The sequence below is a fragment of the Amycolatopsis marina genome (assembly GCF_900111885.1).
Lineage (GTDB): Bacteria > Actinomycetota > Actinomycetes > Mycobacteriales > Pseudonocardiaceae > Amycolatopsis > Amycolatopsis marina.
Genome location: NZ_FOKG01000006.1, coordinates 172,856 through 193,234 on the forward strand (window position 1 = coordinate 172,856; position 20,379 = coordinate 193,234).

General features: G+C 71.0%; 18 protein-coding genes. 3 read left to right on the top strand and 15 right to left on the bottom strand.

Features of this window, described 5'->3' with window-relative positions; all coding sequences use genetic code 11:
* The first annotated feature begins 83 nt into the window (after positions 1-83).
* Positions 84-725, top strand: a complete 642-nt coding sequence (locus BM199_RS12175) for a LysE family translocator (RefSeq protein WP_091672975.1) — start codon at positions 84-86, stop codon at positions 723-725.
* On the opposite strand, the gene BM199_RS12180 is transcribed toward BM199_RS12175, so the two are convergent.
* The 3 genes from BM199_RS12180 to BM199_RS12190 all read right to left on the bottom strand — a co-directional run bounded on the left by BM199_RS12180 (position 709) and on the right by BM199_RS12190 (position 7,673).
* A complete protein-coding gene (locus BM199_RS12180) occupies positions 709-5,196 on the bottom strand; it encodes a coiled-coil domain-containing protein (RefSeq protein ID WP_091672976.1) in 4,488 nt (1,495 codons plus the stop codon). The genes BM199_RS12175 and BM199_RS12180 overlap by 17 nt on opposite strands.
* A gap of 195 nt (positions 5,197-5,391) precedes the next feature.
* Positions 5,392-6,132, bottom strand: coding sequence for a hypothetical protein (locus BM199_RS12185; protein ID WP_091673229.1), 741 nt, complete (start codon positions 6,130-6,132; stop codon positions 5,392-5,394).
* Positions 6,133-6,176: 44 nt separating this feature from the next.
* Positions 6,177-7,673, bottom strand: a complete 1,497-nt coding sequence (locus BM199_RS12190; protein ID WP_091672978.1) for a hypothetical protein — start codon at positions 7,671-7,673, stop codon at positions 6,177-6,179.
* 95 nt (positions 7,674-7,768) lie between these two features.
* Here BM199_RS12190 and BM199_RS12195 point away from each other — a divergent pair, with 95 nt between their 5' ends.
* Entirely contained in the window at positions 7,769-8,206 is a 438-nt protein-coding gene (locus BM199_RS12195) for a PPOX class F420-dependent oxidoreductase (RefSeq protein WP_091672980.1), read from the top strand.
* A 144-nt stretch (positions 8,207-8,350) separates the two neighbouring features.
* On the opposite strand, the gene BM199_RS12200 is transcribed toward BM199_RS12195, so the two are convergent.
* The 6 genes from BM199_RS12200 to BM199_RS12225 form a co-directional block, all read right to left on the bottom strand.
* Entirely contained in the window at positions 8,351-8,779 is a 429-nt protein-coding gene (locus BM199_RS12200) for an HIT family protein (RefSeq protein ID WP_091672982.1), read from the bottom strand.
* Between the two features lie 145 nt (positions 8,780-8,924).
* The gene (gene whiA / locus BM199_RS12205; protein WP_091672983.1) at positions 8,925-9,911 is read right to left on the bottom strand and encodes a DNA-binding protein WhiA; all 987 of its coding nucleotides are present in this window, start codon (positions 9,909-9,911) and stop codon (positions 8,925-8,927) included.
* A 148-nt stretch (positions 9,912-10,059) separates the two neighbouring features.
* Positions 10,060-11,016 (bottom strand): gluconeogenesis factor YvcK family protein, encoded by a 957-nt coding sequence (locus BM199_RS12210; protein ID WP_091673230.1) that lies wholly within the window; start codon positions 11,014-11,016, stop codon positions 10,060-10,062.
* 37 nt (positions 11,017-11,053) lie between these two features.
* The gene (gene rapZ, locus BM199_RS12215) at positions 11,054-11,911 is read right to left on the bottom strand and encodes an RNase adapter RapZ (RefSeq protein WP_091673232.1); all 858 of its coding nucleotides are present in this window, start codon (positions 11,909-11,911) and stop codon (positions 11,054-11,056) included.
* A gap of 74 nt (positions 11,912-11,985) precedes the next feature.
* Positions 11,986-13,950 carry an excinuclease ABC subunit UvrC gene (uvrC, locus tag BM199_RS12220; protein WP_091672985.1) on the bottom strand — a complete coding sequence of 655 codons (1,965 nt, stop codon included), beginning with the start codon at positions 13,948-13,950 and terminating at the stop codon, positions 11,986-11,988.
* A 41-nt stretch (positions 13,951-13,991) separates the two neighbouring features.
* Positions 13,992-14,678 carry an HAD family hydrolase gene (locus BM199_RS12225; RefSeq protein WP_091673234.1) on the bottom strand — a complete coding sequence of 229 codons (687 nt, stop codon included), beginning with the start codon at positions 14,676-14,678 and terminating at the stop codon, positions 13,992-13,994.
* 108 nt (positions 14,679-14,786) lie between these two features.
* On the opposite strand from BM199_RS12225, the gene BM199_RS12230 reads away from it, so the two are divergent.
* On the top strand, positions 14,787-15,572 hold the full coding sequence (locus BM199_RS12230; RefSeq protein ID WP_091672986.1) for an exodeoxyribonuclease III: 786 nt from the start codon (positions 14,787-14,789) through the stop codon (positions 15,570-15,572).
* Positions 15,573-15,584: 12 nt separating this feature from the next.
* Here the strand turns inward: BM199_RS12230 and BM199_RS12235 are convergent, their stop codons facing one another.
* From BM199_RS12235 to rpe, 6 genes are all read right to left on the bottom strand, one after another.
* Entirely contained in the window at positions 15,585-16,034 is a 450-nt protein-coding gene (locus tag BM199_RS12235; protein WP_091673236.1) for a PH domain-containing protein, read from the bottom strand.
* Positions 16,035-16,039: 5 nt separating this feature from the next.
* Positions 16,040-16,546 (bottom strand): 6,7-dimethyl-8-ribityllumazine synthase, encoded by a 507-nt coding sequence (gene ribH / locus BM199_RS12240; RefSeq protein ID WP_091672988.1) that lies wholly within the window; start codon positions 16,544-16,546, stop codon positions 16,040-16,042.
* A gap of 73 nt (positions 16,547-16,619) precedes the next feature.
* A complete protein-coding gene (locus tag BM199_RS12245; RefSeq protein WP_245788324.1) occupies positions 16,620-17,927 on the bottom strand; it encodes a bifunctional 3,4-dihydroxy-2-butanone-4-phosphate synthase/GTP cyclohydrolase II in 1,308 nt (435 codons plus the stop codon).
* 44 nt (positions 17,928-17,971) lie between these two features.
* Positions 17,972-18,619, bottom strand: a complete 648-nt coding sequence (locus tag BM199_RS12250; RefSeq protein ID WP_091672989.1) for a riboflavin synthase — start codon at positions 18,617-18,619, stop codon at positions 17,972-17,974.
* On the bottom strand, positions 18,619-19,626 hold the full coding sequence (ribD, locus tag BM199_RS12255) for a bifunctional diaminohydroxyphosphoribosylaminopyrimidine deaminase/5-amino-6-(5-phosphoribosylamino)uracil reductase RibD (protein WP_091673239.1): 1,008 nt from the start codon (positions 19,624-19,626) through the stop codon (positions 18,619-18,621). The genes BM199_RS12250 and ribD overlap by 1 nt, the downstream gene beginning before the upstream one ends.
* A 34-nt stretch (positions 19,627-19,660) precedes the next feature.
* Positions 19,661-20,344 (bottom strand): ribulose-phosphate 3-epimerase, encoded by a 684-nt coding sequence (gene rpe / locus BM199_RS12260; RefSeq protein WP_091673237.1) that lies wholly within the window; start codon positions 20,342-20,344, stop codon positions 19,661-19,663.
* Between the last annotated feature and the right edge of the window lie 35 nt (positions 20,345-20,379).

Genomic DNA, 20,379 nt, shown 5'->3' on the forward strand with positions numbered 1-20,379 from the left:
CCCAGCGGAGACGTGGGCCACTTCGCCCTCACCAGGAGAATCGATCAAGAAACCAGCTCCCGCTCGAACGCTAAGCTCGACCGATGGTGTCCTTCAGCCAGCTCGCCGCCTTCGCCGCGCTGACGTTCGTGATGATCGTGATTCCCGGCCCGAGCGTGCTGTTCGCGATCAGCCGTGCGCTGACGGTCGGCAGGCGCGACGCGCTGATCACCGTGGCCGGCAACGCGGCCGGCGTCTACGTCCAGGTGGTGGCGGTGGCGTTCGGCCTCGGCGCGCTGGTCGAGCGTTCCGCGACCGTCTTCACCGTGATCAAACTGCTCGGCGCGGGCTACCTCGTCTACCTCGGCGTACAGGCGATCCGGCACCGGCGGTCGTTGCACGGTGCCCTGCACGCGGGCGGCGAGGTCCGCAGGACGCGGGCACTCCGGGTGCTGTGGGACGGGTTCGTCGTCGGGTTCGCGAACCCGAAGTCGATCGTGTTCCTCGCCGCGGTACTGCCGCAGTTCGTCGATCCGGCCGCGGGCGCCGTGCCGCCACAGATCCTGATTCTCGGCATCGCGCTGCCCGTCATCGCCCTGCTGTCGGACAGCGCGTGGGCGCTCGTCGCGGGAACCGCCCGCACGTGGTTCGCCCACTCCCCCCGGCGGCTCGAACTGGTCGGCGGCTCCGGTGGCCTGATGATGATCGGCCTCGGCGCGGGCCTCGCCGTCAGCCGTCCACAGTAGACGACTCGGTTCGGCCACCCGGGTTCGTGAACACGCGGGTCGCGGAGATCCGCGCGGTTCCGTCGGGCTCGGCCAGGTCGTCCAGCTGTCCGCGGATGGTGGCGTCCACCGAGAGGTACTTGCGTCCCGCCCGCAGATCGGCGTCGTTGCGCAGTCGGATGATCAGCGGGAACTCGCTCAGCGCGCCCGCGTCGAACAGGCCGGTGGTGTAGATCAGCTGCACGCCGAGCGCGCTCGCCACCACCCGCTGCAGTTCCAGCAGGTAGCCCGCCGAGGCGCGGCCGATGGGGTTGTCCAGGAACAACACCCCCGAGTGCCGGTTGCGCATCTTGCCGCGGTTGTTCGCCCGGAGCGCGGCCAGCGTGCAGTACAGGATGATGGCGGCCGTGAGCTGCTGCCCGCCGGAGAACACGTCCCGGATCTCCGAGACACGCTGCCGCTCGGTGCGCAGTACCGAGTCCGGCTTGAGCATGTCCACCCGGAACCCCTTCGGCACCGCCGCCTGGACCCCGCGCAGTACCAGCGACATCCCGTCCCGCTTCACCTCGCGGCCGTCGCTCGTCCGGCCGACCGCGGCCTCGTCGACCACCTCGCCGAGCGCCTCCGCGAGCACGTTCTCCTCGGGGTCGGCGAAGCGGATCCGCAGGAACTCCTGCCCGGACCAGTCACCGAGCCCCTCCGGCAGGCGCGACAGCCGCTGGGCCGAGCGCAGCATGCGCAGCGCACCCTCGACCATTCCCTGCAGCCTGGCCACGATCCCGGAGCGGTGCCGGTCGATCTGGGCGAGGTCGTCGGTCAGTGTGCGCAGCCGCGGCCGCAGTGCCGTAGTCCACTCTCCGGCGCTGCCCGGCAGGCTGTCCCGCTTCACCGAGATGATCTGCTGGCGCACCGGGCTGGTTAGCTGCTCGAACCGCTTCTCGGTGGCGTACTGCGCCAGCGCGTCGGCGGCGGCCCGGACACGTGCCTGCGCCTGGTCCACCGCGGCCTCGGCGGTCTTCAGCGCCTCGTTCAGCGAGCTGTGGCGCGATCGCGCGGTGTCGAGGTCGCCGTCGAAGACGTCGCTCTGCTCGCTGCCACCGGCCAGGTGAGAGACAGCCTCGGCGAGCATCGCGAAGCCCGCGGCGGAGGACGTGGCGACCTCCAGCACGTACTCCGCTTCGCTGCGCTGGGTCTGCGCACGTTCCAGTGCCCTCGCCGCGGCGGTGACGTCCTCGGTTGCCGCCTCGATGAGCTCCAAACCGTGCTCGACGTCCCGCGGCCGGGGGTGCCCTTCCAGCGAGGCGGGCTGTTTCGGCAGCTGCTCCAGCTCGGCCCTCCTGGTCGCGACCACGCCGATCGCCTCACTGTGCTCGGCCTCCAGCGCGGCCACCGCGCGGCCCGCCCTGGCCTGGGCCGCCGCTCTGGTCGCCGCATCCGAACCGTCCGGCGTGTCCAGCATCCTGGTCGCCTGTTCGCGAACCTCCGCGTCGAGCGCCTCCAGCGCCGCACGCGCGGCGGACTCGGCGCTCTCCGCCTGCTCCAGCTCCGCCCGGAGGTCGCTGCCGACCTCCACCTTGGCGTAGGCGTCCCCGGCGGCGTGGAACGCGCGCCGCAGAGCGTCCACCGGTTCGGCCGGTACCGGATCGCCGACGGACACACCGCCGCCACCGGGCACCTCGGCGAGTTCGGCGTTGGCGCTGCTGACCGTGCGCCGGTGCCCGTCGGCGGTGCGCTGCTCCTCGGCGGCCTCCGCACGCAGCCGGTCCGCGTGCGCGGCGGCCGCCTCCGCCTCCGCCTCGGCGCGGGCGAGCACCTCACGCGCCCGTTCCGCCGCGTCGGTCCACTCCGGAACGCGGGCCACCTTGGCGGCCAGTTCGTCCAGGGAACGGGCCCGGTCCTCGGCGCCGCGCAACATCGCGCGCCGCTCCGGCACGCCCTCGCGCAGCCGCAGGCGCCGGGCGGAGAGCTCGTCCACCCTGGTTTCCACCGCGGTCAGCGCGGACCTGGCCTCGGCCAGGTCACTCGCGGCGTTCTCCGCGTCCTCCGCGAGGCCCGCGACGGCACCGGCCGGGTAATCCTCCCGCCAGGCGGCGAGCTTCCACTCCAGGCCCGCGTCGACCTCCACCGCCGCGGCGAGGGCCTCGAGCTGCTTCTGCCGCCGCGAGTGCCGGGCGGCGATCGCCTCCCGCTCTGCGTCGGCGGCGTCCTCGTCGTACATGGCGGGATTCGGCGGAACCAGGAAGTCGATTCCGGCCGGCCCCTCCTCCGGCCCCGCGCCGAGGACGGCCGAGGTGGTCCCGACCGCGAGCAGCACGCCAGGCAGCAGTTTGGCCGCGCGCAGCGCCGACTCCGCGCGGGGCACCTGCGCCGCGTCGTTGAGCAGGACCCCGCCGACGAGATACGGATACCGGCGCAGCGCCCGTTCCCGCGCCTTGGAGTCCAGGGTGGACAAATAGCGCCAGCCGGACCAGGCCGTGACACCCGCGTCCTCCAGCACGTCGAGCGCGGCCTGCACCTCCGCGGGCGCGGGCAGCAGCCCGCCACTGCCGAGCGCGGCGAGTGCCCGCTCGTCCACCTGCTCCTCCATGCGCAGGGTCGTCTGCTCCCGCTCTGCCTCGCCACGGGCCTGCCGCAGCCGCTTCAGCAACGCCGGCGCGTCGGTCTCCAGGCGCACGCCGTCCCCGCCGAGCAGTTCGGCGAGGCGGGGGTGGGCGGCGAGGGCATCGGTCCGCCGGTACGCCCTGTCCAGTTCGGCTGCGGCCTGACGCTCCGTACCGTCGGCCGCGCTGACCCGCTGCCGCGCGGCATAGAGCTCCGACTGGACCTCGGTCAGCTCGTCCTCGACGGTCTCCAGTGCCGCCTCCGCGGCGGCCAGCTCCGAGGCCGCGGTCGACACCTCGGTGCGGGCGCGCTGGGCGGCCTCGGCGACCCCGCTGACCTCCGTCCCACTCGAAGGGGCAGGCAGCAGGTCCGCGCGGACGGACCTACGCACCTCGGCGGTCACCTCGTCGATCCGCTCGGCGAACTGGGCGGCCTCGGCGCGATGGCGTGCCGCGGTGCCGGTGGCCTGGTCGCGGTCCGCCTGCCGGGCAGCGGCCTCGGCGTGCAGGGCCTGCGCGCGCCGGTCGGCGGCGTCGGCCTGCTCCCGCGCCTGCTCCGCGAGCGCGAGCAGTCCCCTGGCCAGCGCCGCCGCCGCGGCGTTCTTGGCCTCCAGCGCGGGCTTCGCGGTCTGTTCCCGCTCGCCGACGAGTCGGCGGATGCCCTCGGCCTTGCGCACGGCGTTGACGTGGGCGAGCACGGTGCCGGTCTCCCGCCACGCCTGTGCCGTGGTCCTGGCCCGCGCGAGTTCGGTGTCGCACGCCTCCTTCGCGGTGACGGCGTCGGCGAGGCGCAGATCGGCGACGATCCTACGGAGTTCGGTCACCACGGCGGTGAGCCTGCGGTGATCACCCTCGGCCAGTTTCTCGGCGTCCCGGGTCTCCTCGACGTGTGCGCGCAGGCCGTCCAGTCGCTCCGACTCGATGCGGTGCCGTGCGGTCACCGCGTCGGCGAAGGAAGTCGCCTGCGCGCGGGCGTCGTCGGCCAGCGATCTCGATGCGGCGGCCATCGACTCCTCGTCGGACAACGGCGCCAGCAGTTCCAGCGCGCCCTCGACGAAGTCGCGCTCGGCGACCAGTTCGCCGCGCTGCCCGAGATTGTGCGCGTAGGTGCGGACGACCTCGGCCAGGTCTCGCGGATCGTCCTCGGAGATCACGGCCTTCAGCAGGAACTCGACGAACGCCCCGTCGGTGTTGAAGTTGAAGGCGTCGGCGGCCTCCCCCTCGCCCGCGTTCATCGCGCGCTGGTACCGGAACAGTTCGGTGTCCAGCCCAAGCTGGTCGAGCCGTTCGGTCCACTCGTGATGCCTGCGGGTCCAGAACAGTTCCAGCTCGGGTTCCGCGCGGTGGCTGTGGTCCAGCTTCTCCGCGAAGCCCGACATAGTGAGCAGCCTGCCGTCCTCGGTCAGTGGCAGCGAGTCGAGACCGAGGGTCGAACTGGGCCGGAAGCAGAACCACGAGTCGACGAGGTTCGCCGGGTCGGCGGACGTGACGTGCCCGCGCCACTCGGAGACCTTGCCGGTGATGAGCCTGCGGCCGGTGTCGGTGTGCTGCCACTCCAGCACCACGTGCGAGACGTCCTTGGCGCCGACGAACTTCTCCAGCACCCGCGTGCTGGTCGTGCCGACCACCTGCCTCCTGCCGGGCAGCATGACCGAGAAGATCAGCTTGATCAGCACGGACTTGCCGCCGCCGTTCTCCAGGAACAGCACGCTGGCGGGTGCGGGTCGGCGGGGCAGCCCCTGGTCCACCGAGTGGATCCCCGCGGAGAACAGCGCGTCCTGCGTGGGCGCCTGCACGACCGGGCCGACACCGCTGAGGTCGAGGACGACGTCCTGATAGCGGGCGCCCGCGGGCCCGACCGAGTGCAGCCGTACCCGTGCCAACTCGTACATCTACCGGTCCCCCTGGCTCGTGCTCATCACAGCGTGTCCGAGAACGCGCGACACGATCGACTCGGCGGGGTTCGGGCTCGGGCCGCGAACATCACCACAACAGGCCATGCGCACCGCCTCCCCGCTCGTGGGCTTCCGCCGAACGCGCGTGCTTGCACTCACCGTCACAGGTGAGCCCAATCCTCAGATGGTTCATCACAGCGTGTCCGAGATCGTCGGCCGCAGCGACCCGGCGCTGTCGGACACGGCGACGACGTTCAGTTCCAGCAGTTCCGCGAACGCGCTGTCGGCGGCCAGCTCACGCACCTGCACCTGATAGCGCGGAGTGGTCCGGTACGTCCCGCCCTGCTCGCCGCTGACCTGCACGAGGAACCCCTGCTCGGCGAGGAAGCGCAACGCCCGCGACACCATGCCCCGCGTGGTGTCCGACGACATCCGCCCGTCCTTGGTCGCCGCGGCGGCCGGTCGCCGCGCGTAGGCGCGCCACGCCTGCTCCAGCTCGGGGGCGTCGGACAGCGGATCGTTGTTCTGCTCGGCCTTCGCGGCGCGCTCGTCGAGAATCCGGCACGCCTCACGCACGACGCTGTCCACCTGCTCGACGCTGACCCTGCCCACATAGGTGTCGTTGGCCAGGTCGTCCGGCCGCGGGTAGCCGAGCGCGGCGGTGGCGAGGTGCACGAGACCGTGCAGCACCTTCTCGGTCTCCCTGCGCTCGCGGATCTTGCTCTGCCGCGCGTAGCTGTCCATCTTGATCTCGAACACCGACTCGTCGGTGGCCGCCAGCACGGCACCCGCCTGGAAGCTGACGTCCAGCACCATCAGACCGAGGCCTGCGGCGACGGAGTTCGTCAGCTGCTTGAAGGCGCTGTCCTCGCCGTAGCGGCGGACCAGATCGGCGTACACCACGTCGCGGGCGGGCAACTGCTTCGGCCGCATGCCGAAGGAGATCAGCCGCGCGGCCGATTCCACGTCGACGTTCTTCACGCCGGTTCTCCCTCCTCGTCCGCCCTGGTGGACGGATCGCCACCCCGGTCGATCAGTGCCGAGGTGAGCAGCAGGTCGGCCCCGCCGAACTGCTCATCCTGCAGGACCGTGCCGTCGTCCACCGCGAGCAGGGCACGCTCGTCCCCCTGCCGGATGGCGGCCCCCACCTCCGGGCTGTAGGAGTGCACCGCCCGCAGCGCCACCAGCTGGGCGACGTCGGGGGCGATCTCCCGGGCCTCGGCGAGCAGGCCGGACAGCCGCCGCGGCACATCCGGCAGGTGCAGCAGCTCGTCGGCGCGCCGCCAGTGCTCGTCGCTGAAGCGGTCGAGCGACTCGGCCGGCATCAGCTCCGGTTCGGGGATCTCGCCGACGAGCTTGTCCCGCTCCGGGGCCGGGCGCAGCAGCAGCGACACCAGCGCGGGCAACGCGGGCACGGTGGGCACCGCCAGGCCCGTCGCACCGTGGAAGAACGCCTCCACCGGGCGCACGGCATCGGCGATGGGCAGTTCCAGGCTGGGCACCAGCAGCTGGCCGAACAGGTCGACCGTCGCGCGCCGGGGCGGACCGGAGAACTGCTGGCGGTCCTGCTCGGCGCGGAAGGTGGCACCCGCGGCCTGCACGCGGGACTGCAGCTGGGTGTGCCTGCTGATGCAGTCGGCGACGATGTCGACCAGTTCGGCCGCCCTGCGCTTGCGATCGGGATCCTCGGCCTCGTCGCGCGCGGTGGTGATGTTGCGCAGGATCGCGTTCTCCGCCCTGAAGCGGGCCTCGATGTGTGAGAGCGCCGAGTCGAGCAGAGCGGGCATCTCCTCGTCCCAGTCCACGGCCCGCACGTCGCGCCGGGTCGCGTCCAGCTTCGCGCGCAGGGTCTCGCCGTACTGCACCGTGCGGTAGCGGGCCTGCTCGGCGGCGAGCTTGGCGTCGGCCAGCCTGCCGCGGACGATCAGGTTCTCGAGTTTCACCTCGGCGGCGATCTGCGCGGATTCGACATCGGTGTCCAGCGCGCCGACGAGCACGTTGATGGCCTCGTCACTGGCGCGCAGGTAGACCTCGCCGTCGGGGGCGGCCAGCTCGATCAGGAGCTTGAAGTCGAATGCGCGCCGCTGATAGGCGCCCGACGCGTCGACACTGCCGTACACCCGGCGAAAGCCACGGTCGGCGGTGCCGACGTTGATCAGGTTGTCCAGCACCCACCTGGCGACCCGCTCGTGCTCGTCGGGGTGTCTGCCGGGCGCCTGCGCGGCGATGAACGGCTTCAGCCGGTTGACCACCTGCTGGTGGTCGGCCCCGGTGTCGAAGTCCATCGCGATGGTGACCTGGTCGATCGTGTGCAGGGCGATCTCCGCCATCTGGTAGACGGTGGCGTCGGCCCAGTCGAGCTTGGACTTGCGCGCGTCCAGGTCGTGCAGAGGCGCCGTGCAGGCCAGTGCCTTCAGCCTGCGGGCCAGCGCCTCGTCCGCCAGCCCCGCCCCGTTCAGCTCGTCGTCGCGCACAGCGGGCAAGGTTAGTCGCCGTGGCGGCCTACCCGCACGGGTGACCGGTCTCCGGCGCTCGTCCCGGCCGCCGGTGATCTCGGTACGGTCGGGTCATGTATGAGATGAGCAGGGACGAGTGGTGGCCATTCGCGACCGAGGGCACTCGTACGGGCAAGCTCGCCGTGACCGGCGCGGACGGCGCGCCGCACGTCACCCCGGTCTGGTTCGTGTTGAACGAGGGCCCCGACGGCGACGAGCTGATCTTCAACACGGGCGCGACCTCGTTGAAGGGCAGGGCACTGCGGCGTGACCCGCGGTTCTCGCTCGTCGTCGACGACCAGGCTCCCCCGTACTCCTTCGTCCAGTTCCGGGGCACCGTGTCGCTGTCGGAGGACCTGACCGAGATGTTGCGGTGGGCCACTGCCATCGGCGGCCGCTACATGGGCGCGGACCGGGCCGAGGACTTCGGCAGGCGCAACGCCGTGCATGGCGAGTACCTGGCGCGGGCAAGGATCACCAAGGTCATCGCCTACGCCGACATGGCCGGCTGAGCCCAGCCCCGACACTTTCCCGGGAAAGTGCGGCCCAGGGATGGGGTGCCTGCAAGTACCACCGAGCAAGATCGACAACGCCGTCAACTACCCCCAACTCCACTTCCCAGGCAAAGGCAGTTGGGGTGCACGACTCGGCCGCCATCAATCCCGGCAGGCGGAAAGCCGGGCGCCCAGGGCGGCGATCGTGTCCCTGTCGCCCGCGACCTCCGGCGTCCAGGGCAACGTCAGCCGGTCCTTGGCCTTATCGGCGTACCGGGGTATCACGTGCAGATGAAAGTGGAACACCGACTGCCACGCGGCTGAACCACAGCAGTTGAGCAAGTTCACCCCGTCGGCACCCAACTCCCCGACCACGGTCTTGGCGAGGCGCTGTGCGGACAGGGTGACGGCGGTCAGGTCGTCGGCCGGAATCTCGAGCAGGTCCTTGCTGTGCCGCTTCGGAACGACGAGCAGGTGCCCGTCCGTCGCCGGATTGATGTCCATGAAGGCGCACGTCGTGTCGTCCTCGGCCACCTTCACACTCGGAACGCTGCCGGCCACGATGCCGCAGAACAGGCACTGATCACTCATGCCTCAGAGGGTAGCCACTTGCGATGGTGGTAGTTGACGCCGTTGTTGATCTTGCATGGTGGTACTTGCAGACGCACCATCCCTGGACCGGCACTTTCGCGGGAAAGTGCCGGGCCGGAGAGTGCGGGGGCGGGAGAGTTCGGGGCTAGACCTCTTCTTCCAGCATCTCGGCGGTGACGGCCGATTCGGTGTCCGGGATGCCTTGCTCCTTGGCCCTCTTGTCGGCCATCGCGAGCAGCCTGCGTATCCGGCCCGCCACCGCGTCCTTGGTCATCTGCGGCTCGGAGAGCTGCCCCAGTTCCTCCAGGGAGGCCTGGCGGTTGGACAGACGAAGCCTGCCCGCGGCCAGCAGATGGTCGGGGGCCGACTCACCGAGAATGTTCAGTGCGCGCTCGACCCTGGCCGCCGCGGCGACCGCCGCGCGCGCGGAGCGGCGGAGGTTGGCGTCGTCGAAGTTCGCCAGCCGGTTCGCCGTGGCCCTGACCTCGCGGCGCATCCGGCGTTCCTCCCACGCCAGCACGCTCGAATGCGCGCCGAGCCTGGTCAGCAGCGCCCCGATGGCGTCTCCGTCGCGCACCACGACCCGGTCGGCGCCGCGTACCTCACGTGACTTCGCCTGAATGCCGAGCCTGCGCGCGGCTCCCACCAGCGCCAGCGCGGCCTCGGGGCCCGGGCAGGTGACCTCCAGTGACGAGGACCTCCCCGGCTCGGTCAGCGACCCGTGCGCGAGAAACGCGCCGCGCCAGGCCGCCTCGGCGTCGGCGACCCCGCCCGCGACCACGGCCGCGGGCAGCCCACGCACCGGCCTGCCCCGCTGGTCGATCAACCCGGTCTGCCGCGCGAGTCCCTCGCCGTCCTTCACCACGCGCACCACATAGCGAGTGCCCTTGCGCAGCCCGCTCGAGGTGATCACGTGGACGTCGGAGTGATGCCCGTACAACTCGTGGATCTCCTTGCGGAGCCTGCGAGCCACCGAACCGGTGTCCAGTTCGGCCTCGACCACCACCCGCCCCGCGACGATGTGCAGGCCCCCCGCGAACCGCAGCATCGAGGCGACCTCGGAACGGCGCGGGCCGATCTTGGTGAGTTCGAGACGGCTCAGCTCGTCCTTGACGGCCGCGGTCATCGCCATGACGGAACCTCCTCGTGCGCGTGTCCTGCGGCGCGCTCGCCTGGCAGCAACCAGTTCCGGGACATGCCCGACTCCCCTCTACTCACGTCCGCACCACACCATCTCGGGCCAACCACCAGCCCGCGGGCGTGCCCCTCGTCCGTACTTCCTACCCAATGCCACTCCCGGCGAGACCGAGAGCCTCTCGCACACAGCGCGCCAGCGCATCCGGATCATGTCGTTCCGGCACGCCGACGGCGGCAACGTCCGCCAGGTGCGCCCGCCCCCCGAGTCCGGCTGCAGCACGGTGCAACCGCGCCGGCGTCGGCACGGAGCCACGATCGGCGATCACCGCGTCGACCCGGAGTCTGGGGGCGTGCTCGAAGAGTACGTCCAGGTGTCGTTCGGGTGAGAAGCCAGCCGTCTCCCCCGGTTGCGGCACGAGGTTGAGCACCACGACCTTGGTGGCCGTCGTGCGCACCAGAGCGTCGTGCAGCTCGGGAACCAGCAGATGCGGCAGGACACTGGTGAACCAGGAACCGGGACCGAGCAGCACCACGTCGGCCGAGAGCACGGCGTCGACCGCTTCCTGGCACGCGACCGGCGGCTCGTCGGGCCTGCCGGGGTTGCGCAGGGTGATCCGGCGAACCTGCCCCGGAGTGCTCGCCACGGCGACTTGGCCCCTGATCCGGCTCACCTCGCCGTTCTCCAGCCCGGTGACCTCGGCCTCGATCTCCAGTGGCTCGGCGGACATCGGCAGCACCCTGCCGGAGGCACCGATCAGCCTGCGCGCCTCGTCCAGTGCCGCCACCGGATCACCGAGCACCTCGAACAACCCCGCCAGCAGGAGATTCCCCACGGCGTGACCGGCGAGCGCGCCGTTGCCGCCGAACCGGTGCTGGAAGACCTCGGCCCAGAAGGTGCCGCCGTCCTCCGCGCCGGCCAGCGCGGCGAGCGCCTGCCGCAGGTCGCCTGGCGGAAGCAGGCCGAGCTCGCGGCGCAGTCTGCCGGAGGACCCGCCGTCGTCGGCCACCGTGACGACGGCGGTGACGTCCGGGGTGACACGGCGCAGTGCGGTCAGGGTCGTGTGCAGGCCGTGCCCGCCGCCGAGGGCGACGGCACGCAGCCCTTGAGCTGACGTGGTCACGTTTTCCGCCGCCTGCTCACTCGCGTCCCAGGTCCCGGTGCACCACCTTCACCGCCATACCGTCCTCATTGGACAGACGGCGGGAGAGCTCCTCGGAAAGGGCGACACTACGGTGCTTCCCGCCGGTGCAGCCGACCGCGAGGGTCAGATACCGCTTGCCCTCACGCCGGTAGCCCGCACCGATCAGCCGGAGCAGTTCGTGGTAGCGCTCGAGGAACTCCTCGGCACCCTCCTGGGTGAGCACGTAGTTGCGGACGTCCCCGTCCAGGCCGGTGTGGTCCCGAAGTTCCGGAATCCAGAAGGGGTTCGGCAGGAAGCGCACATCCATCACGAGGTCGGCGTCCATCGGCAGACCGTACTTGTACCCGAACGACAGCACCGTCACCCGCGTCTGGGTACTGGCCTCCGACCCGAACGCGTCCTCGATCTTCGCTCGCAGCTGGTGCACCGACAGCGCCGAGGTGTCCAGGATCAGGTCCGCTTCGTCACGCAGCGGGGCGAGCAGGGCGCGCTCGGCCGTGATGCCGTCGGCGAGCCTGCCGTCGCCCTGCATCGGGTGGCCCCGCTTCACCTGCTCGAAACGCCGGACCAGTACGGCATCGGTCGCCTCGAGGAACAGCACCCTCGGCTTGTACCCGTTCGCGTCCAGGTCCTTGATCACCGAGGCCAGATCGTCGGTGAAGGCACGTGAGCGCACGTCCATCACGACGGCCACCTTGGTGATGGCGCCGCGAGCCTGCGCACCGAGCTCGACCATCGTCGAGATCAGTTCCGGCGGGAGGTTGTCGACGACGAACCAGCCGAGGTCCTCGAGGCACTTCGCCGCGGTGCTGCGCCCCGCCCCGGACAGGCCGCTGACCACCGCGACCTCCATGCCGGAACCCCTGCCGGAGCCTCCCTCGGAGTCCGCCTCCACCGTGCGCTCCCTCGTACCTCCGCTGTCACTCGTCACGTGCCTGTTTCCCTTTCCTTGCCGGACTCGGCGGCCAGCGCGCCGTACACGGCTTCCGCCGTGCGCCGCCCTACTCCCGGCACCGCCGAGATCTCGTCCACGCTGGCCTGCCTGAGCTTCTTCACCGATCCGAAATGTTTGATCAACGCCGTGCGGCGCGACTGGCCCAGCCCGGGCACGCCGTCCAAAGCAGACACCTGCAGCCGTTTGGACCGCTTCTCCCGGTGATACCGGATGGCGAAGCGGTGCGCCTCGTCCCGCACTCGCTGCAAAAGGTACAGCGCGTCCGAGGTCCTAGGCAGGATGACCGGGTCGGGATCGGCGGGCAGCCAGACCTCCTCGAGGCGTTTGGCGAGGCCGACGACCGCGACATCGGTGATCCCGAGCTCGGCGAGCACGTCCGCCGCCGCCGTCGCCTGCGGCCCCGCACCGTCCACGACCAGCAGGTTCGGTGGATACGCGAACTTGCGCGGCCGCCCCGTCTCCGGGTCGATTCCCGGCCGCGACTCGGGCACCTCTTCGGCCGGATCGCTCGCGGTCTCCTTGAGGTAGCGGGCGAACCGGCGGCGGACGACCTCCGCGATCGAGGCGACATCACCCTCCTCCGCCGCCTCCCGCAGGGCGAACCGGCGGTACTCCTGCTTGCGGGGGATCCCGTCCTCGAACACCACCAGTGAGGCCACGACATCGGTGCCCGCGATATGGCTGATGTCCACGCACTCGATTCGCAGCGGAGCGCTGTCGAGGCTGAGGTGCTCCTGCAGTTCGGCCAGCGCGGCCGAACGGGCCGTGAGGTCACCGGCCCTGCGCAGCTTGTGCTGGGCGAACGCCTCGGCGGCGTTGCGCTCCACGGTCTCGGCCAGCGCGCGCTTGTCCCCGCGCTGGGGTACCCGCACCCGGACGCGCGAGCCACGCAGCTCCGACAGCCATTCGGTCACCGCGTCGACGTCCGCGGGCAGCTGCGGGACGAGAACCTCCCGCGGCACCGGCGATCCGCCGTCCGCCACGGTCTCCGCCAGCTCAACCTGCTCCGCGTAGAACTGGGCGAGGAACTGCTCCACCAGAGCGGGGACATCCATCTCCTCGACCTTGTCGATCACCCAGCCGCGCTGCCCTCGGACCCGCCCACCACGGACGTGGAACACCTGCACCGCGGCCTCGAGCTCGTCGTGGGCGAAGGCGACCACGTCGGCGTCCGTGCCGTCACCGAGCACCACCGCCTGCTTCTCCATGGCCCTGCGCAGCGCGCCGAGGTCGTCGCGCAGCCGGGCGGCCCGCTCGAAGTCCAGTGTCTCGGCGGCCTCGGCCATCTCCCGCTCCAGCCTGCGCACCATCGTGTCGGTGCGGCCCGCCAGGAAGTCGCAGAAGTCCTCCACGATGTCCCTGTGCTGCTCGGCGGAAACGGTGCCGACACAGGGCGCGGAACATTTGTCGATGTAGCCGAGCAGGCAGGGCCTGCCGATCTGCGCGTGCCTGCGGAATACCCCGGTGGAGCAGGTCCTGGCCGGAAAGACGCGCAGGAGCAGGTCGAGGGTCTCCCGGATGGCCCACGCGTGCGCGTAGGGGCCGAAGTAGCGGACCCCCTTCTTGCGCGGACCCCGGTACACATGCAGCCGCGGGTACTCCTCATGCAGCGTCACGGCCAGGACCGGATAGGTCTTGTCGTCCCGGTAGCGGACGTTGAACCGGGGATCGAACTCCTTGATCCAGTTGTACTCCAGCTGCAACGCCTCGACCTCGGTCGAGACCACGGTCCACTCGACACTCGCCGCGGTGGTGACCATCTGCCGGGTTCGGGGGTGCAGGCCACTGAGGTCGGCGAAGTACGAGCTGAGCCTGCTGCGCAGGCTCTTCGCCTTGCCGACGTAGATGACACGGCGGGTGTTGTCCCGGAACTTGTAGACCCCGGGCGCGTCCGGGATGCTGCCCGGTGCGGGACGGTAGGTGGTCGGATCAGCCACACACCCAGCCTATGGCTCGTGCCCGACAGTCCCGCACCCCCTCACCCAGGCAGCGCCAGCAGCCCCGCCACGACCTCGTCCACGCGCTCCCCCGTCACGTGCGGCCGCTCCCCGGTCGGGGGAACTCCGCCTTCGAGGCGGGTGGCGAGACCGGTGAGCAGTCCCGCACGCGCGGCGCCGTTGGTATCCCAGGAGTGCACCGCCACCAGCGCGGTCCTGTCCGGCCGCGACCCCGCCTGCGCGCACGCCCAGTGGTACACGGCGGGCGGTGGTTTGAACGAGTGGATCTCCTCCGCCGAGAGCACACCGGCGAACGACGCGCGCAGCCCGGCCCGCTCGAGAGCCTTCGCCGCATTGGTGGCCGAGCCGTGGGTGAAGGCGAAACAGGGCACTCCCGCACGCGACAGCAACGTGACGGCCGGCGCGGCGTCCGGCTGCGCGGGCAGTTCGGCGAAGCCCGCGAGGACGTGCTCAATCTGCTCGGGAGCCAGCGTGTAGCCCGAGGTGATCGCCAGTTGCGCGGCCGCGACATCGCGGAACGGGGGCGCGTTGCCCGCGAGGGTGTAGGCCATCCCGTCGCGCAGTGTGCGAGCGAAGAACAGTTCCAGTTCGTGCCCCGGTCTGCCCACCTCCGCGAGCCGTTCGCGCAGCGGTTCCAGCCGGATCAGGGTCTCGAACACGTCGAAGAGCACGACCTCGGGACGTCGTGCCGGCGCTCTCTCGTCCATGCGTCTGAGCATCGCAGGCTCGCGCGCGGATCGCGCGGTACCGGCACGTCGCTAGAGCCGCGCCGTATAGGTCATTATACACATGGCGGTGTGTGGGATTCTCGGCCCATGCGGATCGCCACCTGGAACGTCAACTCCATCGGTGCCCGGCTCGACCGGCTGAAGGGCTGGCTCGCCGCGGCGCAGCCGGATGTGCTGTGCCTGCAGGAGCTCAAGTGCGCCACCGAGGCGTTCCCCGCCGATCAGGTGGCCGAACTCGGTTACGAGACCGCCGCCTACGGGCTCGGCCGGTGGAACGGTGTCGCGGTGCTCTCCAGGGTCGGGATCACCGACGTGCGGCGCGGGATCGACGGCGATCCCGGCTACGAGGACGCGGAAGAGGCACGGGCGATCGGCGCGACCTGCGGCGGGGTGCGCGTGTGGTCGGTCTACGTGCCCAACGGCCGGGAGCCGGGACACGCGCATTACCAGTACAAGCTGCACTGGCTCGAGGCACTGCACGGCACGGTCCTCGTCGAGACCGGTGGCGCCCCGCAGCGGCCGTTCGCGGTGCTCGGCGATTTCAACATCGCGCCTACCGACGACGACGTTTGGGACATCTCGCGGTTCGCGGAGTCCACCCACGTGACCGAACCAGAGCGCAAGGCGCTCGCCGTGCTGCGCGACAGCGGCCTCACCGACGTGGTACCCCGGCCGCTCAAGTACGACCACCCGTACACCTACTGGGACTACCGCGCCCTGGCGTTCCCGAAGAACCGCGGAATGCGGATCGACCTGGTGTACGGCAACCAGCCGTTCGCTGGCGCCGTCTCGGACGCCTACGTCGACCGGGAGGAACGCAAGGGCAAGGGCGCCTCCGACCACGCCCCGGTCGTGGTCGATCTCGACCTCTAGCGGAAATCCGCGCTACTCACCTGCGGCGGCACGGTGCAGGCGCCGCAGGGCGCGGACCGCCTCGACCGCGCGCTCCCGGTCGACCGCCTGCACGGCCAGCACCGAGTAGTACTCGTCCTCCGGCAACTCGAGACGGGCGAAGGACGCGCCGTCGGGGAAACTCACCGACAGCACCTCGGCCCACTCGAACCGCCTGCTGACGATCACGTTGCGCACCTCGATGCCATCGGCGTCGGCATACGCCCTCGGCATCGCGAACAACATCGTGCCCGCACCGAGCAACAGACCGATACCGACCATCGCCACCTGGTCGCTGACCTGGAAGATCACTCCGGTGTCGCTGCGGCGCAACAGCAGCGCCACCGTGACGAACACACCGACCAGCAGCACGGCCAGCGCGCCCGACATCCAGGCGGCACGGCGCGGGCGAATGACGACCCGGTCCTCGGCCTTCTCGCTCATCACGGTCACACGAAACCTCGCTCGGTCCACGGCTGCCGCAGTCCGCGCAGCACATGCGCGGTGTCCAGTGCGGCCACCGTCGCTTCCCTGCCCTTGTCCTCGGCCGAATCCGGCAGACCGGCCCTGTCCAGTGCCTGCTGCTCGGTGTCACAGGTGAGCACCCCGTTGCCGACCGGTGTGCTCTCGTCCAACGCCACCCTGGTCAGGCCCGCCGTGACCGCGTCGCACACGTAGTCGAAGTGCGGGGTTCCGCCCCGGATCACCACACCCAGCGCCACCACGGCGTCGTGCGTCCGGGCCAGTGACTGCGCGACCACCGGCAGCTCCACCGCACCCGCGACGCGGACCACCGTCGGGTCCTCCTCGAGACCAGCCTCGCCCGCGGCGCGCAACGCGCAGTCCAGCAGGCTGTCGGTGATCCGCGGATGCCAGCGGGTCACGGCGATGGCCAGGCGCAGGTTCGCGCAGTCGCCGAGATCCGGCTCGACCTCCGGCCTGCCCTCGCCACTCATGCCTCTTGCCTCACTCGCCGGCGGGCTGCACATCGCTCAGTGCCATACCCGACTCGTACACGGCGCCAGTCGCTCATACCCGGCCGCCCGCCTGCCCGGTGCCGTTGCCGTTCTCCGCGGCCTCCGCGCTGAGCAGCACCTCAGCGGCGCCCACCTCGTCGAAGTGCTCCAGCTGCGCCAGTTCGTGCCCCATGCGGTCCCGCTTGGTCTGCAGGTACCGCAGGTTCTCGGGGTTGGGCGAGATCGGCAGCGGGACGCGGCCGGTCACCGTGAGCCCGTAGCCCTCCAGCCCCACCCGCTTCGCCGGGTTGTTCGTCAGCAGGCGCATCGACCGCACCCCGAGGTCACACAGGATCTGCGCGCCCGTGCCGTAGTCCCTGGCGTCCGCGGGGACGCCGAGCGCGAGATTGGCGTCCACCGTGTCCGCGCCGGCGTCCTGCAGCTGATAGGCCTGCAGTTTGTGCAGCAGGCCGATGCCGCGGCCCTCGTGACCCCGGATGTAGAGCACGACACCGCGCCCCTCGTCGGCCACCGCGCCCAGCGCGGCCTCCAGTTGCGGACCGCAGTCGCAGCGCAGGGAACCGAACACGTCGCCGGTGAGGCACTCCGAGTGCACGCGCACGAGGATGTCCTCACCGTCGCCGATCTCACCGTAGACGAACGCGATGTGCTCGATACCGTCGAGCAGGCTGTCGTAGCCGACCGCGCGGAACGTGCCGGCCGCGAGCGGGATCCGTGCCTCGGCGACCCGCTCCACCTGCTTCTCGGTGCGCCTGCGGTAGGCGATCAGATCGGCGATGGTGATGAGTCGCAGGTCGTGGTCCGCGGCGAAGACCTCGAGCTCGTCGCGGCGGGCCATGTCGCCCTCGTCCTTCTGCGAGACGATCTCACAGAGCACGCCCGCCGGAGCCAGTCCGGCCATCCTGGCGAGGTCCACGGCCGCCTCGGTGTGCCCGGGCCTGCGCAGGACGCCGCCCTCCTTGGCCCGCAGCGGCACCACATGCCCGGGCCTGCGGAAGTCCGCGGGCCCGGAGCCGGTATCGGCCAGCAGGCGGATCGTGTGGCAGCGGTCGGCGGCGGAGATGCCGGTGGTGATGCCCTCGGCCGCGTCCACCGTGACCGTGTACGCGGTGCCGCGCTGGTCCTGGTTGGTGTGGTACATCGGCGGGAGGTCGAGCCGCTGGCAGTCCTGCTCGGTGAGTGAGACGCACACGTACCCGGACGTGTAGCGGACCATGAAGGCCAGCATCTCCGGCGTGGCCTTCTCGGCGGCGAAGATCAGGTCGCCCTCGTTCTCGCGGTCCTCGTCGTCCACGACGACGACGGGCCTGCCTGCCTTGATGTCCTCGATCGCCAGCTCGATCCGGGCAGCCGCGCTCATCGTCGCGGTCGCGCCCGCCGCGCCCTCGCCGGTCACACTCTCGGTCATGAGCTCTCCTCCGTACCGCTGCCGATGCCGCCATTGTCCCCCGCCACGCTTGGGGCACCGTCGAGGTGTGGCGTAGCCAGCTTCTCGACGTACTTCGCCAGCACGTCGACCTCGAGGTTCACCGGGTCCCCCGGCTCGCGGCGGCCCAGGGTGGTCAGCTCGAGCGTCGTCGGGATGAGCGCGATGCTGAACTCCTCCGCGGACACTCCCGCCACGGTCAGCGAGACGCCGTCCACCGCGATCGAGCCCTTCTCCACCACGTACCGGGCCAGGTTCGGCGGCAGTGCGAACCTGGTCAGTCCCTGCGGGTCGCGCGAGAGGTACGTGCCGGTGCCGTCCACGTGTCCCTGCATGATGTGCCCGCCGAGCCGCGCGCCGAGCGCGGTGGCCCGCTCCAGGTTCACCTCGTCGCCGACGGCGATCTTCGCCAGGCTGGAGCGTTCCAGGGTTTCGTGCACCACGTCGACGCTGAAGTCCCCGCCGGAGACGTCGACCACGGTCAGGCAGACGCCGTTCACCGCGATCGAATCGCCGTGCGCGGCATCGGAGGTCACCAGCGGGCCCCTGATCGTCACGCGTGCGGCGTTCGGGACCTGCTCGACCGCGACGATCTCGCCGAGCTCCTCGACAATGCCGGTGAACACTAGCTACCTCCTGTAACCCGCGCCGGTACGGCAGAGATCCGCACGTCGCCTCCACTCATGGTGACCCCTTCCACCGTCCAGCGGTGTGCCTCGGTGATGGTCGACACTCCCGCGTTCCCCAGCGCCGCCGGGCCGGAACCCAGCAGCGTCGGCGCGACATAGGCCAGGATCCGGTCGATCCGGCCCGCCTCCGCGAACGCACCGGCCAGCCGCGGTCCGCCCTCCAGCAGGACGTCCACGACACCACGGGCGGCCAACTGGACCAGCACGGTGTCCGGATCATGGGACCGTATCCGCACGGTCTCCGCGACGCCATCCAGCACCCGGGACGTGGCCGGAATCTCACTCGCCCCGACGACCACGCGCAACGGCTGTCGGTCCGCCAGCCCACCGTCCGGTGTCCGGGCGGTGAGCTGGGGGTCGTCGACACGTACGGTGCCGGTGCCCGCGGCGATGGCGTCGACAACGGCCCGCAGTTCGTGCACCTCCGCGCGGGACTCCGCACCGGAGATCCACCGGCTGCTGCCGTCGGCCGCCGCGACCCTGCCGTCGAGAGTGGCCGCGTACTTCCAGGTGACATGGGGCCGCCCGGTCCTGGCGTAGTGCAGCCACGCGCGCAACGGGCCGCGCGCGACCTGCCCGGCCAGCAACCCGGCCTCGACCCGCACACCCGCGGCGCGCAGCACGGCGGCGCCACCCGCGGCGACCGCGTTCGGGTCGGCGACGGCGAAGTGCACCTCGCTGACACCGGCACGCAGGAGGGCGTCGGTGCACGGCGGGGTGCGCCCCTCGTGCGCGCAGGGTTCGAGGGTCACCAGCGCGGTGCCACCGCGGGCGCGGTCTCCGGCCTCGCGCAGTGCCATCACCTCCGCGTGCGGCCCGCCGGGCGGCTGGGTGGCACCCACACCGGCGACGGCGCCCGCGGCGTCGAGGACGACGGCACCGACGGGCGGGTTCGGACTGGTACTGCCCCGCACCCGCGCACTTGCCGAGATCGCGGCGAGCATCGCCTGCTCCAGCCGCGGATCGTTGTTCACGTGCTCAGTCTGCCGCGCCTGCCCCGGCGGCACTGGCGCGCAACGCCGCGACTGCCCGCCCGGGATCGTCGGCGCCGTACACGGCGGAACCGGCGACGAAGCAGTCCACGCCGGCCTCCGCCGCCTGCTCGATGGTGTCGGCATTGATGCCGCCGTCGATCTCGACGAGCACGTTCAGGTGACCGGTCCGCACCATGCGCTTGGCTGCCCTCACCTTGTCCAGCACCTCGGGCATGAACGACTGTCCGCCGAAGCCCGGTTCGACGGACATGATCAGCAGTGTGTCGTAGTGCTTCAGCGAGTCGAGGTGGTCGTCGAGGCGGGTGCCCGGCTTGAGCGAAAGGCCTGCCTTCGCTCCCGCGGCCCGCAGGTCCTTGGCGATCTTCACCGGATCCGTTGCCGCCTCCGCGTGCACGGTGACGTTGTACGCCCCGGCCTCGGCGTATCCGGGGGCCCAGCGGTCCGGGTTCTCGATCATCAGGTGGCAGTCGATCGGGACGTCGGTGGAGTCGAGCAGCGACTGCACGACGGGGAGGCCGAGGGTCAGGTTCGGCACGAAATGGGCGTCCATGACGTCGACGTGCACCCAGTCGGCCCGCGTCTCGGGGTCACCGGACGTGCCGGCGACCGCCTCGATCTCCGCCCCGAGACGGGCGAAGTCGGCGGACAGGATGCTGGGGGCGATCAGGGGTCGAGGAGCCACAGGTCCGCAGTGTAGGAGCA